The sequence below is a fragment of the Robinsoniella sp. RHS genome (genome assembly GCF_001029355.1).
GTDB classification, from domain to species: Bacteria; Bacillota; Clostridia; order Lachnospirales; family Lachnospiraceae; genus Robinsoniella; species Robinsoniella peoriensis.
Genome location: NZ_JNGB01000150.1, coordinates 1 through 14,987 on the forward strand (window position 1 = coordinate 1; position 14,987 = coordinate 14,987).

Here is a 14,987-nt window from a genome sequence, read left to right on the forward strand (position 1 = left end):
TCCTTCATAAACAAGGGAACGACTTCCTGGATATCGTTTCTTTGTCTGGTAAAACTATTTTCAGGGATATCGCAGGCTTTCTTGCGTAGCTGTTTTACGTGATAATAAAAAGTGGGTGATTTAATTTCATGTTCCTGCATCCATTGTGCATCGGATTTTCCACTGGTGCGGCACTGTTGGATTAAATCAAACCAGCGACGATCGGAAGCAGATAAGTTTTGAGGATGGTCCATTAAGTACTTCAACTCCATTCTTGCAGACTATGAAGTAAAATGCTCAAACTCAGGTAGTATACTTATAGTAAAAAGCTCAGCTGTCAATTCTAGGCAGATCATGGTTTTTCTACTTCATGTAGGTAGATTATCTCATACCGGGGCTGAATTTTGGAACGCCATGTTATTCATCGCTTACCTTGCAACAATTGCTAAAGATATTCTTTACCGTGATTATAATATATATAATAACTTTATATCTGATATGCAACAAATAAAAATTTTCTATTCTAGCAGTAACTGCACTTCCGTATCCATTGATTAAATTTTATAGACTTTATTATTAATTTTCATATGACTATTAATATTCATCATATTTCTTAACAAAAAGCAAATAGAGCCAAAGTAGAGCCAAACGCCATAAAGCAACCCCGGAAATGCCCATTCCATCAGCATTTCCGGGGTTCTGTCCGTTACTCAAACTCGCAAACTAAAAGTTGATTCTATACTATTTTGTAAGGGTGTATTGGTTTTGTTTGACTTTAAATTGGTTCAACTGTCCTATCAGTTTGCTCTAACCGAACTAGTGTTATCAATTTGTTATCATAATTATGTTATCACTCCCTATATTACACAAAAATCATGCAAGCGTTTATCTTAATTAATGTAAAATTATTCTTTTTAAATTTCCCAATCTAGGTTTTCTACCATATAGTCCTCTTCTGTCGCCCTTTGGATATTTGGTATGCAATCATAGTGCTTTGCAATAATAGGTTGGCAATAATTTTCACACACTTTCTCCTGGCAATACTGAATATACTTTTTTATTCCTCCAGTGATGAATGTATCAATCTCGTTTTTAGGTAAAGACATGACTTTTTCCTGAATATATAGCATATCATCATCACATATGTCTGTGTTAGTTATACCAGAATATTTAATACTCATATCAATAAACGCATGCAACGAATATTTGTATCCTCTGCTATATGCAGGACTATCAATAATATTCCTCATTTCTTTAAGTCCTTCATCCATATAATGGGGTGCATACGAGAAATCACCCTTTTCTGCTTGCTCCACAGCCCTTTCCATCAAGTTTTTAGCCATTGCGTGATGTGCTTGATATGAGTTCGGTCTAATCTTTATTCCTTCTCTAAAATAATGATCAGCTAAATCAAATTCCAAATCTTTTTGTGCTGCAATCCCCCTTTGAATCCAATAAAAACTATATCTTTCGCTGTACTTCTCTACTTCATTTAGCAATTGCCTTATCAGCTTTAAGGACAACAACTTTTCTCGTAATATTCGTTTGACGGTCAGTGCCTTTTGAAAAATTTCACTCCATTCATTAACGTCCCCCTCATTAAACTGTCCTTGGGTCTGTCTAACTATTTCACATAATATCTCCTTAATCTCTTTTTCTCCAACATTGGAAATAATTGCTCTCTGAATCAACCTCAAGCATCTTATCTTTATTCTATTTTCTGCAACTAACAATATCTCATCAAACTTGTTTCTAAATTCTTTAAAATTAAATCTGGTGCGTTCATTTTTTATTATAGTTGGAAGAATTCTACAAGGAATACTTCCCAATCCCAAAACTTCCATAAGTGCAAGTGCCTGCAAATACTTAAAGTTAATGTCCTTATCTAACAAAACAAACATATCAATGTAATGCGCTTCAAATCCCTGACCATTAGATATCGTATACAACAATTCAATAATATCGTCAACTTCGCAAGCATATTTCTTAACATCAATTTTTGTGCTACCACTGATTGCCGGTTTATTCAACCAGTGCTTGTCTTTTAATTTCTGGTATATTACATCTGCAAACGACCATGATATTTTTTCATCAATCATAAATATTTGCAAACAGTTACTACTTTTCAATATATCCCTTTTTGAAAAATGATTACTAACTGTATCCGATGTTATTACTATTAGTTGTTTTATACTGTTAGGACATTTTTTTATTAGATTTGTATACAATAAACTATAGTAGAAGGATGCTTCTTCAAATAAAACTGCAACCTTAGTATTGTTAGGCAACTGCTCTAAATATTCTATGAATAACTGCATATATTCAGAGGATCTCATATTAAATTCAAAAGTAAGATACCCTTTTTTTCGCAAATCAACTAACACTCTTTTTGCAGCACAGCTTTTTCCTACATAGGATTTTCCTATTATCGCTGCTACAAGATGCTTATTAATACCAACTATCTTATCCTCAAATTGTTTTAAACCCGGATGAATTATATCCCAATCACCAAAAAAATCTTTATATGTAGCCTCATATCCAGCATACAATCTACTTTCATAATCAATGGTTTTATTTTTATACAAATCATCAATAACTTTCATTCCTCGTTCCTGAAGAACTTTTTTAGATTCTTTTCCAGAGATTACGTTTTCATACAAAAATTCACAAAACTCTTCTGTAGTCCATTTTATCCAAAAATAATTATCAATAGACGATATTTGCCTTTTCAAGCGAACATCATTAATTTTAGGAGCAACAAAAAAATAATTATTTCCACTTGAGTCGTAACCCTTTGAATCATATTTACTGATAATAGTTTTTAAATCCTCTTCTTGGAATTCAGTACCTATAAATATCATATCTCCTTTTGAAAAAGCATCACCAAAGTCCCTCAAAAAGCAATCGTCATCATTCCAAAAATCAATGTATTCTTTATCATCAAAAACATAGCCCTCTTTAGAGTTCTGCACGCATCCATGCAATTTAATTATCAACGTATCTCCATTATTGTTTCTTCGATCATCATTGTATTTATTCCATACTTTGAAAGGAACAGTCTTTTTCTCCAATACATATTCCAAAAGGCAATCTATATTTAAAGTGAAAATCTTATCCCATTTATAATTTGTTATATTAAATAGCTTACTATTATCTTCTATTGTTGCCCCCCTGAAAACGGCCGTCAAATAGACATCTCTTTCCTCCACTCTTCCTTCATCTCTCAATAATCCACATAATCCCTTTAAGTCACCTCCATTCTTGTATATAGTGGCTCCTTCATAATCTTCTTCCAGCACCTCTATACATGGTGGATTATCCACAAACATATGGTTATATAAATTTTCAACTAATTTAGCACCTAACGGTAAATCATCTCCATTTTCATTAACTCCTCCATATGAAAAACCTGCTCCAAGTAATAAAGCTGGCGTTTTCTCCTCTAATGACAATTTTAACTTCAAAATATCCTCATCCATTATTTACATTCTCCGATCAAATTCTATTTTTCTTACTAATTGTCTGTATATATTATAGCTTGTTCAAAAACAATTAACCAGCCCAAACTTACAAAATCGTATTCATAATTTTACTTACCAGATAAATATGAACTCTTATTATTACTCACGCAATCATTTATCCCTCAAATCAAACCTGTTCCCATCCGTCCTTCCAACACCAATAATATCCCCCTGCATACTACAAGTAAACGTATAAGAAACCTCATCAACCATAACCTCAATCGTCATACCGTCCATTTCCAGCATACAGAACACATCAAACTCCAAATCCTCCCGCTCACGATTCAAAAACCGGCTAACCGCCTCTTCCGTCTGCGCCTCCAGTGCTCGCCTCTCATCTGTTACATCTTCTCCGTCTCGATACGCTGATATGATTTCCCCATCAGCCGTAACCACCATAGAAGAATGTCCCTCTTTTTCCTCCTTCACTGAAGCACCCCCCGCAAGTAACACCACCATACCTACTATAATTATTTTCTTCATCTCTTTGCCTTTCCGGCAAATACGCAAAAAGCAGCCCGAATCAGGCTGCCTCTATTTTAACTTCATACCCCTCACATAAATCTCTACCGCTTCTTTTTCTTTATCTGATAAGGTTTCCCACATGTCCAGAACTTTTCTCTGTTCAGCAGACAATTCCGCTTTTCCCACTTCATCAGAGAAGAACTGTGCCAGCGTGATTCCCAAGCCATCACAAACCCTACTCAATGTATAAAAGGTAGGTGTACTTCCTCTTTTCATCAGATTTGATAAAGATGACTGACTTATGTCGGTCTTTTTCGATAACGCATACATAGTCATCTGCTTTTTATCGCAGAGTTCTTTTATACGCTTTGCAATATACTTCTCATCTAACAAGCAACCTACACCTCACTTTCGATATATGCTGCTTTTATTCTATCCCTTGCGAGACTTTATTATTAGATTTTATCTAAGGAAGTATATTGCTTTATAGTTGAGTAGTATTTTGTTAAAAAAATAAGCGTACTGCCTTTTCTTATTTAACGGTTTCCTTAACTTCTTTACTCATATAGCTAATAAATTCATTTGGATTTGGACGCTCTCCTTTACATGGTATTTTTGCCCACTCAATCTTCGCCTTTATCTCTGTGCTGTAAAATCCAGCATCTATTGCCTTTTGAATCTCCCTTTCAACCTCTACCGGATTAATTCCCTCTCTTTCAGCAATCTTTTTCATTACCTTATTAAATTCTCTTTTTGTCATGTGTTTCTGTCCTTTCTTTTCCTTGCAATGTATTAATTGCAATTATACATACTTTTTATACTAGAATCAATATAAATCTATGTACAGCAAACGAAAGGCTCGGTAATAATTATGTCGCAGAAATTGAAACAAATACAAGATGTTTCTTTAGGAAACAACCTTCAGAACTTGAGAAATAGTTTAAATTTAACCCAAGAACAAGTGGCTGCTCAACTGCAAATCCGTAACTTTTCTATCACAAGGAGCATCTATTCGCAAATGGAGGCTGGTACTTATAATATCCGGATTAGCGAACTAATTGCTTTAGCCGAAATTTTCCGCACTGATTTCAATACAATATTCAAAGGATTGTCCTACAAATAACAACCCTAGATTCAGTTTTCGCTGTAATCTAGGGCGTTTTTTATTTCCGGTAAATACGTTTATGCTACATAAATAGCACTACCAGCTACACATATATTAATTCTTTCAGTACGATTTCCTCCGCAGCATTTCTAATTTGATTTATTTTTCCTACCCAAATCATCTGATTATCTGCTTTCAATTGTTCTGTAACCCCTTGCGATTCTACCATTTGCCCGATTAGCAATTCCTCTCTTTCATTTGCCTTACGGTCAATCTGATTTAAATATTTCATAAGACTACCCTGTGTAAGAAGCTGAGTGAACACAATTCTTTTATGCTCCTTTAGAAATGTTCTGTGTAGTCTGCCGTATTTCCCAATAATGACAGGTTCTTCTTCGGGTAGTAACAAATCCGTCAAATAGTAATCTCCATGCAATGTGTAACTTAGTCCATTTTTTTCATCATAAATATGCTTTTTCATCATTTGGTCCTACCTTTCCATACCTTTGCTTTTTGGTTTTTTCTTTGGTTGCCCATTCTCTCGTGCCTTCACATGTTGTTTTGCCCGTTCCAAGCGTTTACTTATACTCATTTCCTTCTCTAACTGTTCTCGCTGCTTACGTTCTGCCTCCTGCTGTTCCCTGCTTTCATCTTGCCTTACCGCCGTAAATACTTTTTCTTCACCGAAGATACGCACCACTCGATCAAACATGGTGGAAACAGTCTTTAGACGGGCATTTTCCGCTTTCAAATCATCACATCCCGAGACCAGCAGATTATGTTCCGCTTTCAGTTTTCTATAATCTGCTCTTATCCGTGTCAGTTCTCGTATCGTTTCAGAAAGTTTTGCAGCCAATGCAGCTATTTTATTCTTCATTTGGACAAACAGCGGTTTCGCCTTATTCTCCCGGTAACTGGCAGCACTTTCAAAAGCCTTAGAAGGTGGCAGCATATCCTCTACCCTTCCCCTAAATCCCTCTAGTTCCCTTGCAACGTCCTCCATAACTGGTTTGAGCATTTCCCATTCTCTCTTGTAGATATGTTTCTGCTTTTCCACTTGTTCTGCCTGCTTTTTTGCCTCTTCTGCTGCTTTTTCTGCCTCCTGCCTATCTTTCTCCAGCAGGTCTATATTTTCTCTTCCTGCCTCAATTTTCTCGGTCAACCCAGCACTTTTTTCTTCCAATCCATCAATTTCTTGTTCCAGTTCGGCTACTTCCTTTGCCCGTTCTTTCTTTTCAAAATCTAGGACGGACAAATGCTTTTCATGAGTATTCCGTTTCTCCCACTCAATGCCATGCTCCTGCATAACAGCTGCAAGAACCTCTTTTTCAACTTCTCCCCACTGATTCCACTCTGTTTCGCTCCTTGTACCGCCTTTAAATCCCATTGCTGCCAATGCCTGTTTTAAAGATACTCGTGTATCTAACCCACGCTTACTTCCCGTTGTAAAGAGAATAAAATCAATATGCAGATGCGGTGTCGCTTCGTCCATATGCAAATGAGCAGAAAATACACGGAGAGTGGGATTCCTCTTTTGGAACTCCCGCATATATTCGTCCAATACCTCCGCTGCTAATTGACCACTTTCCATTTGTGCCGACATATCATCTTTATTACCCACTTGCAGAATAATTTCATGGAATAGCTTTTCCTGCTTTCCGGCGAGAATCTTTTCATAATAATCTTTTATTTGGCGGTCACTCCGGGTCTGCTTCGCATTATACCGGGTAAGTGCTTCATCAAATAATTGGTGATATACGTCTTTTATATTTTTATTACAGTATTCTATATTCAGATTGCTTCGTTCCGGGTCTGTATTCTTAGCATGAAACTTTCTGCTATTGTGGTTGACAGACCCCTTTCCCACCATGACGCTAATCGTTCTTCTCAATAAGCATCCTCTCCTTCCTACCTTTCTATAAATGCCGGATACGGCGTTTAGGCTTTGTTACTTTCCCGAAAGTAACGCAAAAGCACTTTTGACAGCCTACGTCTATCTAAAGCTGCCCTTGCGCCCTGCCGGGGTGTAAGACATCCGGGGGACGTCTGTTCTGCACCGACCGAAGCGGAGCGAAGACCTTTTCGTCCTGCGGACGTTATGGCTGTTCCGGCTGTTTTCTTCCCGTCTGCCTATCCTTACCGTATCGCCAGTCCGACATTTCTTCTTGTCCGCCATAAACAGGAGCGTGGCACGCACCTGTCTGTTACCCCAAGGAAGAATTACCAGCGAAAGCTATCAGGCACACCACGCTTATCCAAATATTCAGTTCTTGCTTTTTCCCGTTCTTCCTGCGTGGGTGCTGTCTTATATTTTGAATAAAGCTCACGGTCAGCCAAAGCATTTACTTTCTTCTCCAATGCAAGCTGAATTGCCTTTGCACAGCTTTCATCTTCCAGTAAATGATAGCGAAACAGTAAAACTAACAGTTCATATGGTATCTGTACACTTTTCAACTTATCTCCTTTCAAGGTGGCAAGGTTCCCCTCTCTTTAAGAACAGGGAATGTTGCCATCTTCTTTTTATTTTTCAGGCAATGTCCATGCCCACTGTTTCCCAACCTTATTTGATTGAACATTTAATGATGCTTTAGCATTGAAGAGCGTCTTTCTTTTTATGCCCCGGCTATCCGCCTCCTCTGCAATCTCAGTCTGCATAACTTGCCCATTGGCTAGAATCTCTTGTAGAAATGCCTTTGCCTCTCTCGTTTTCTGTCCCCGGTTATCTCCATTCAGTAAATCATCTGCTTCAATATCATATTCACCTATCCATTCAAATCCGTTATCCTTATCCAGCCGAAAAGCAATAGACTTTCCCTCCGGTGCTAAAGAACTTTTCACATGGCACACAACTCTGATTTCCGGCTCATCTTTCACACGCCCCACTACCAAAACGCTTCGTGCTGCCGCTTGAAAATCAATAGAGCCTAGTCCACGATAAGATGATTTACTGCTGCTATTCTTATTCATATGCCCAATCAGGATAATGGCACAATGGTATTTTTCTGCCAGCACTGACACCCGTTTCATAAGCGGACGGATTTCATTTGCCCGGTGCATATCCACCTCTGCCCCTAAAAAGCCTTGTATGGGGTCTAACACTATCAGCCGGGCATTTGTTTCTACAATTGCCTCCTCCAACCGTTCATCCAGCATCGTCAGTGGCTGTTCCCCGTCATCAATGACCAAAACCCGGGGGCAGTCCGCCCCTGCCTCCAAAAGCCGAGGTTTTATCGTATCACCAAGTCCATCCTCGGCAGTTTGATATATCACGCTGACCGCCTCCCGGTCCGATTCATCTTCCGTATAATTTTCACTATCCGGCAGAACCATTTCCCCCTTTGTCAGTTTTGCAGTAATTTGCAGTACCATTGTGGTCTTGCCTTCGCCGGGATCGCCCTGTATAATCGTAACCTTTCCATAAGGGATAAATGGGTAGAGCAGCCAGTCTATCTGCTCTACCTCCACCGTTTCCATATTAATCAGCCTTAACTCTGGTTCTTTTCTTCTATTACTCAATAATTCCTCCGTTTCTGCTTGTAAGCATCAGGAGACTTTGATAGAATAGCCCTAGAGATAGATTTGGATATTCCATCAAGTCTCTGCCTTTAGGTGTTTGCCGACACTTAAAGGCATTTTTACTGCTCATCTTTCATCCCCTGCATGGTTATAGTAATCAATTCCATCGTATCTAATAAATCTCTTGTAACGTCACCTCCTGCTTCGATACGCTGCAATTCTTCAAGCATTTTTGCTAATTCATTTTTCAATGCCTTGTATACTCTCGGATTCCCCACAACTACAATTTCTTTCTCCTGCAAACGGCGAATGATAAAGTCTTCTTTTGTTAAACCTGATAGTCTAACCGCAGCCTCTATCTGCTCTTCCTCCTCCGGTGACACCCGGAATGCTACCGTTTTATTCCTCCAAGGACCTTGCTGATCTAATGTTTTTACTGACATAATATTTCTCCGTTCTCTTCATATAAATTTTCTTCTGCTTGTATTTCCTCTCTTTTTGAATTTAGGCGTTCTGCCATCTCTGTCTGCCTTGATGGAAATAGGTGAGCGTACCTATACGTAATCTTCTCACTTTCATGTCCCACCCGGTCACTAATTGCCAATACAGTAAACCCCATATCAATAAGCAGTGATACATGGCTGTGTCTCAAATCGTGAATACGAATTCGTTTTACCCCCGTTTCTTTACAACCTCTATCCATTTCGTGGGATAGATAATGCTTTGTTACCGGGAATATCCGGTCATTCGGTTTTAGACTGTAATATTGTTTCATGCAGTCCTGCATTTCTTCGGAAAGGAACTCCGGCATTTTCACCACCCGGTTTCTTTTCTTTGTTTTCGGAGTAGTTATCACATCACGCCCTTTCAATCGCTGGTATGACTTATTAATTGTTACCGTCTTATTTTCAAAGTCAAAATCTGCTGGTGTCAATTCCAACATTTCTCCCTCCCTGATACCGCACCAGTAAAGCATTTCAAAGGCGTAATAGGAAAGGGGCTTATCCATCATGGCTACTGCAAATTCCCGGTATTCCTCCTCTGTCCAAAACAACATTTCCTTACTTTCTTCCATTCCCATTGTTCCTGCTTTCTTTGCCGGATTGACGTTCAAGTCATAATAGCGTATGGCATGATTGAAAATAGAACTCAACTATCCATGAATGGTTTTGAGGTAGGTAGGTGAAATAAGTTTTCCCGTCTTTCCCTTTGTGTTTCGCATTTCATTCTGCCAGTCGATAATATCTTTTGCTGTTATCTCCGACAATTTCCGTTTCCCCAAATAAGGAAGGATTTTAGTCTGAATAATGCTTTCCTTTGTCAGCCATGTGTTTTCCTTTAGCCTAAGACGGACGTCTGCTTCGTACATCTCACAGAAGCTATCCAGCGTCATATCAATATCCGCTTTTTTCTGCAACATGAATTGACGTTCCCACTCTTGTGCCTCACGTTTGGTAGCAAAACCACGCTGGCATTTTTGCTTTCGCTCTCCCCTCCAATCTTTGTAACGTGCCATAACATACCACGTCCCGTTTTTCTCGTTCTTGTATATTGGCATTGTCAATCCTCCCTTCGTAGCCTTGTGTTCCGTAAAAGTGTTCATAGAAAAATTTACGGTCAATCCGCCCAGCTATGACAACACAGCCTGTTTTGGCAAGTTTTTTGTTTAATTTGCGTATCAATTTATACGCATATGATTCGGAAACTCCTAATTCTTTCCTTACCTCCTCTACTCGCATAAACATTTTCTCCATAGGTGTCCTCTCTTTCTTTTTAATTTCAATACTTTTTAGTATAGTCACATGTTACTATACTTTTTTGTAATGGTCAAGTGGTTTTCATAAAATTTCAATACTTTTCTGTATTGGTTTGTCTTGAATGTTTCTATACATTTATGTTATACTAACTTTATCAACCAAAAAGATTGGAGAATGATTATGGCTATTGGAGAAAGAATTCATTTTTTTCGACTGCTTCATGGGTTTACACAAAAATACCTCGGCAAAATGCTGGGATTTAACGATATGCAGGCAGATGTCCGTATTGCACAGTATGAAAAGGGTGCTCGAAGTCCAAAAGAAACTTATCTTAACGCACTGGCTGATATCTTTGAAGTGTCCCCTAAGGCACTGGCTGTTCCCGATATTGACAGTTACGTTGGTCTTATGCACACATTCTTTGCATTAGAAGATATTTATGGTCTGCACATCGGAGAACTTGACGGGGAACTATGCCTCCGGCTGGATAAACGCAAGGGCATGACCTATGTAAACATGTTCGATATGTTTGAAGCATGGCAGAAACAGGCTGCAAAACTGGATGCCGGAGAAATCACCAAAGAGGAATATGATCAGTGGCGTTATACTTACCCTAAAATGGAGTCAGCGGAATTTAAAAAGGGTGTGGATGCATTATGGGCTAAAAAGAAAGCTGAAGCAGCAAAAAATAACGAATAAATCTTTTCACGCAAAAAGGTCTTGCCAAATTGATATTACTCAATTCGGAAAGACCCCTTTTATTGAAATAGATCCAGTTTGCTCACTAGCCACCAACGCAATAAAAAATAAATGCCCCGTTGCCAGTGTTATCATTTTGTTATCAATGTAGAGCCAAAAACCCCGAGAACCGCCAGTTTTAGCGGTTCTCAGGATAGCTTTTATCACTCAAACTCAATCGTAGCCGGCGGTTTCCCCGTACAATCATAAAGCACCCTATTCACATGCTTCACCTCATTCACGATCCTGCTGGTCACTTTCCCCAGCACTTCCCAAGGCAGTTCTGCCGACTCCGCCGTCATGAAGTCTGATGTAGTAACCGCACGCAATGCCACAGCATAGTCATACGTTCTCTCATCCCCCATAACTCCAACGGATCTCATATTCGTAAGTGCTGCAAAGTACTGCCCGATCTGTTTATCAACACCAGCTTTTGCAATTTCCTCACGATAAATAAAATCTGCTTCCTGTAATATCTCAATCTTCTCAGCCGTTACTTCTCCAATGATACGGATAGCAAGTCCCGGGCCCGGGAATGGCTGTCTGAATACGAGATATTCCGGGATGCCCAGCTCTAAGCCGGCCTTACGTACTTCATCTTTAAATAAGAGGCGCAGAGGCTCAATAATTTCTTTGAAATCAACATAGTCGGGGAGTCCTCCCACATTGTGGTGTGATTTGATCACTGCTGATTTTCCTAAGCCGCTTTCGATTACGTCCGGATAAATTGTTCCCTGTACCAGGTAATCAACCTTTCCGATTTTCTGAGCTTCTTCTTCGAATACACGGATGAATTCTTCACCAATGATTTTTCTCTTTTCTTCCGGTTCTTCAGCACCTGCCAGTTTTTCATAGAATCTGTCCTGTACGTTTACGCGGATGAAGTTCAGATCATAATGGCCTTCCGGACCGAATACGGCTTCTACTTCATCTCCTTCGTCCTTACGGAGAAGACCGTGATCTACGAATACGCAGGTCAGCTGTTTTCCTACTGCCTTTGCAAGCATTACAGCTGCCACAGAGGAATCCACACCGCCGGAAAGGGCGCAAAGCACTTTTCCATTGCCGACTTTTTCGCGGATCTGCTGGATGGACGTCTCTACGAAGGAATCCATTTTCCAGTCACCTGCACAACCGCAGACATTATATACGAAGTTTGACAGCATTTTTGTTCCCTGCTGTGTGTGTACGACTTCTGGGTGGAACTGTACCGCATAGAGGTTCTTTTCTGGCATTTCCATTGCAGCTACCGGGCAAACTGGCGTATGGGCTTTGATGCTGAAGCCTTCCGGTGCATTTTCAATATAGTCTGTGTGGCTCATCCAGCAGATTGTCTTGCCGTCTATGCCCTCAAATAATTTGGAATTGGTATCTACATCTACTTCCGTTTTTCCATATTCACTTACAGGAGCAGTTGTGACTTTTCCTCCCAGTAAATGTGCCATCAATTGTGATCCGTAGCAGATACCCAGGATTGGGATGCCCAGCTCAAATATTTCTTTTGTGCAGGTTGGTGAATCTTCTCCATAGACACTGTTTGGTCCGCCGGTGAAAATAATTCCTTTTGGATTCATTTCTTTTATGGTTTCAAGATCCATGTCATAAGGATGCACCTCACAGTAAACATTGCATTCTCGTACACGTCTTGCTATTAACTGATTATATTGTCCGCCAAAATCCAGTACTATAACCATTTCTCTTTTCACGGTTTGTCCTCCTACGTTTTCTTTCATTCCTTAGTCTTTATGATGCATTCTCTCCATTATAATGGAAGAAATACAGTTTTACAAGTAATTTACTTTATTTTTTTCATCCTATTTTTAAATAAAATACCAAATTTTTATATAAATGATAAAATTTAACCAATACAAGGGGCTGTTGGATCATTTAATTCTGCCCACTACACACACTCATTTATATCTTCTGATACTGCCACTTTCCTCTGGCATAACGGATCATGAAGCAGATTCCACGGAACAGCCAGTCTATGGTCATGGCTACCCATACGCCAAATACACCCCAGCCCAGGTATTTTCCCAGCACATAACTGAAAGCAATGCGGAAAATCCACATGGATAATATGGATATTATCATGGTCAGCCTCACATCATTTGAAGCCCGCAGAGTATTGGGCAATGAGAATGACATGGGCCAGATCGTACAGCAGCAAATGGCATGGTAGGTTAATATCTGTGTTGTCATCTGCGCGGTCACATCAGAAAGATTATAGACTTTCATGATCAAAGGCAGCAACAGGAATATAATAACGTTCATGCCCCACATGGCAACATAGACGATCTTCATCAGCTTTTTGGTATAATGTTTTGCCTGGTCGTAATCCCCTGCGCCCACACACTGGGATACAACTGTCAGGATCACAAATCCGATTGCCATCCCCGGTAAAATCTGGAACATTGCTATGGTATTGGACACGGCATTTGCTGCGATAGATGCTGTGCCAAAACCGGCTACCAGACTGAGTACCAGGATTTTACCCAGCTGGAACATACTGTTTTCCAGACCGTTTGGTATTCCGATATGTAAAATTTTACGTACCATATGTCTGTCGAATTTGATAGAAAATGGCCGTGGAAGATGGATTTCCTGATTGGCTCTTGCAAGCAGCAGTATCATGATGACTGCTGCTACGATTCTGGAAATCAGAGTCGGTATAGCCGCTCCTGCAACTCCCATCTTCAAACCAAAGATTAAGATAGCATTTCCTGTTATATTTATGGCATTCATAAGCAGTGATGTTTTCATAGAAACTTTGGAATTGCCCATTGCACGAAACAATGCTGCACCGCTGTTATACAGGGCAATAAACGGGATGGATGCCGTTACAATTACTAGATATGTCTCTGCATGTCCCATGACATCTGCTTCTATCTGCCCAAATACGCCGTGCAGGATCAATCCCTGCCCCAGATAGACCACCGCAGTAATAATAATAGAAAGTACAGTAGTAAACAGGACCAGCTGCTCTGCGGCCTTACAAGAGCGCTCTGCACGCTTCTGGCCTATGTACTGCCCCGCTACGACTGCACCTCCGGTCGCCAAGGCCGCAAAAATATTGATCAGCAGGACCATTACGGTATCTACCAGCGATACACCCGATACTGCTGACTCTCCTACGCTGGCGATCATTACCGAATCCGCCATTCCTACGGTTACCGACAACAGCTGTTCAATAATCAAAGGTACAATTAATTGCTTCAGCTGTTTATTTGTGAACATCATTGTTCTCTCCCCCAATTCTTCTCTTCCTGTACTTTTACTTGCTATTAAGCAGTTTAGCAGCGTAATCTTCTTGCTATCAAATATATTCCTTTATCTGTTTCCATTCTTCCAGCAGCCGTTCCATATTGAATGCAGCATTTGCCGGACTGCTGCTTGGAAGACGAGTGATTTCACGCTTTGTCTCTGGAAAAGAATACTTTTGATAAAGCTCATATGCTTTTCCACCGTTGGCGTATATTTTTCCGATATCAGCCTGTCCCAGAATCATTGGAAGATCTGCCGGAATGACATTTTTAATGGAACTGTCACTGGAACCAATGATATCACAGCTTGCTATTACATCCCAGATCGCAATGTGGTTATTCAGCAAAAGGGTCTTCTTTTCCTCAATTGTCACAGGAACTTCGCCTTCAGTCAGCGCAGCTATGATTTTCCAGAACCGATTCTGTTTGTGCCCATAATAAAATTGATTTTCTCTGGATTTTACGGAAGGAAATGTTCCAAGTATCAGTATTTTAGAATCTTTGTCAAATACCGGATCAAAGGTATGGGACAAATGGGTATACTGTTGATTATCTTTTAATTTCATATCTTACTCCTGTCTGAACGAAAGCCCGGCTTAAGTGCCTGGCTTTTACAAGAAACTATAATATTATATCCCCTATA

Annotated in this window: 15 protein-coding genes and 1 pseudogene; 2 read left to right on the forward strand and 14 right to left on the reverse strand. The window is 39.7% G+C overall.

Annotated features, from left to right (window positions below):
- The 5 genes from tnpA to RHS_RS26650 all read right to left on the reverse strand — a co-directional run.
- On the reverse strand, nucleotides 1-233 hold a 233-nt coding region (gene tnpA / locus RHS_RS26630), incomplete at its 3' end, for an IS66 family insertion sequence element accessory protein TnpA (RefSeq protein ID WP_047834871.1).
- 660 nt (nucleotides 234-893) lie between these two features.
- Nucleotides 894-3,458 carry an SIR2 family protein gene (locus RHS_RS26635; protein WP_047834872.1) on the reverse strand — a complete coding sequence of 855 codons (2,565 nt, stop codon included), beginning with the start codon at nucleotides 3,456-3,458 and terminating at the stop codon, nucleotides 894-896.
- A 153-nt stretch (nucleotides 3,459-3,611) separates the two neighbouring features.
- Entirely contained in the window at nucleotides 3,612-3,983 is a 372-nt protein-coding gene (locus RHS_RS26640; RefSeq protein WP_047834873.1) for a hypothetical protein, read from the reverse strand.
- Nucleotides 3,984-4,034: 51 nt separating this feature from the next.
- The gene (locus RHS_RS26645) at nucleotides 4,035-4,358 is read right to left on the reverse strand and encodes a helix-turn-helix domain-containing protein (protein WP_047834874.1); all 324 of its coding nucleotides are present in this window, start codon (nucleotides 4,356-4,358) and stop codon (nucleotides 4,035-4,037) included.
- 139 nt (nucleotides 4,359-4,497) lie between these two features.
- Entirely contained in the window at nucleotides 4,498-4,725 is a 228-nt protein-coding gene (locus tag RHS_RS26650; protein WP_047834875.1) for a sporulation initiation factor Spo0A C-terminal domain-containing protein, read from the reverse strand.
- A gap of 111 nt (nucleotides 4,726-4,836) precedes the next feature.
- Between RHS_RS26650 and RHS_RS32075 the strand changes: the two genes are divergently transcribed.
- A complete protein-coding gene (locus RHS_RS32075) occupies nucleotides 4,837-5,088 on the forward strand; it encodes a helix-turn-helix transcriptional regulator (protein ID WP_395023580.1) in 252 nt (83 codons plus the stop codon).
- An 85-nt stretch (nucleotides 5,089-5,173) separates the two neighbouring features.
- On the opposite strand, the gene RHS_RS26655 is transcribed toward RHS_RS32075, so the two are convergent.
- The 6 genes and pseudogenes from RHS_RS26655 to RHS_RS26680 form a co-directional block, all read right to left on the reverse strand.
- On the reverse strand, nucleotides 5,174-5,551 hold the full coding sequence (locus RHS_RS26655; RefSeq protein ID WP_047834882.1) for a TnpV protein: 378 nt from the start codon (nucleotides 5,549-5,551) through the stop codon (nucleotides 5,174-5,176).
- A gap of 9 nt (nucleotides 5,552-5,560) precedes the next feature.
- Nucleotides 5,561-6,940 carry a plasmid recombination protein gene (locus RHS_RS26660; RefSeq protein ID WP_047834876.1) on the reverse strand — a complete coding sequence of 460 codons (1,380 nt, stop codon included), beginning with the start codon at nucleotides 6,938-6,940 and terminating at the stop codon, nucleotides 5,561-5,563.
- 350 nt (nucleotides 6,941-7,290) lie between these two features.
- A complete protein-coding gene (locus tag RHS_RS26665) occupies nucleotides 7,291-7,524 on the reverse strand; it encodes a hypothetical protein (RefSeq protein ID WP_047834877.1) in 234 nt (77 codons plus the stop codon).
- A gap of 66 nt (nucleotides 7,525-7,590) precedes the next feature.
- Nucleotides 7,591-8,544, reverse strand: a complete 954-nt coding sequence (locus tag RHS_RS26670; RefSeq protein ID WP_047834883.1) for an AAA family ATPase — start codon at nucleotides 8,542-8,544, stop codon at nucleotides 7,591-7,593.
- 161 nt (nucleotides 8,545-8,705) lie between these two features.
- The gene (locus tag RHS_RS26675) at nucleotides 8,706-9,029 is read right to left on the reverse strand and encodes a plasmid mobilization protein (RefSeq protein WP_047834878.1); all 324 of its coding nucleotides are present in this window, start codon (nucleotides 9,027-9,029) and stop codon (nucleotides 8,706-8,708) included.
- Nucleotides 9,020-10,144, reverse strand: a pseudogene (locus RHS_RS26680) (tyrosine-type recombinase/integrase). Before RHS_RS26680 ends, RHS_RS26675 begins: the two are co-directional and overlap by 10 nt.
- A 379-nt stretch (nucleotides 10,145-10,523) precedes the next feature.
- Between RHS_RS26680 and RHS_RS26685 the strand changes: the two are divergent.
- Nucleotides 10,524-11,042 (forward strand): helix-turn-helix domain-containing protein, encoded by a 519-nt coding sequence (locus tag RHS_RS26685; RefSeq protein ID WP_047834879.1) that lies wholly within the window; start codon nucleotides 10,524-10,526, stop codon nucleotides 11,040-11,042.
- A 203-nt stretch (nucleotides 11,043-11,245) separates the two neighbouring features.
- Here RHS_RS26685 and guaA read toward each other — a convergent pair whose 3' ends face one another.
- The 3 genes from guaA to RHS_RS26700 all read right to left on the reverse strand — a co-directional run bounded on the left by guaA (nucleotide 11,246) and on the right by RHS_RS26700 (nucleotide 14,910).
- Entirely contained in the window at nucleotides 11,246-12,787 is a 1,542-nt protein-coding gene (gene guaA / locus RHS_RS26690; protein ID WP_044294217.1) for a glutamine-hydrolyzing GMP synthase, read from the reverse strand.
- Nucleotides 12,788-12,995: 208 nt separating this feature from the next.
- Nucleotides 12,996-14,321, reverse strand: coding sequence for an MATE family efflux transporter (locus RHS_RS26695; protein WP_047834880.1), 1,326 nt, complete (start codon nucleotides 14,319-14,321; stop codon nucleotides 12,996-12,998).
- 76 nt (nucleotides 14,322-14,397) lie between these two features.
- A complete protein-coding gene (locus RHS_RS26700; RefSeq protein ID WP_047834881.1) occupies nucleotides 14,398-14,910 on the reverse strand; it encodes a DNA-deoxyinosine glycosylase in 513 nt (170 codons plus the stop codon).
- Between the last annotated feature and the right edge of the window lie 77 nt (nucleotides 14,911-14,987).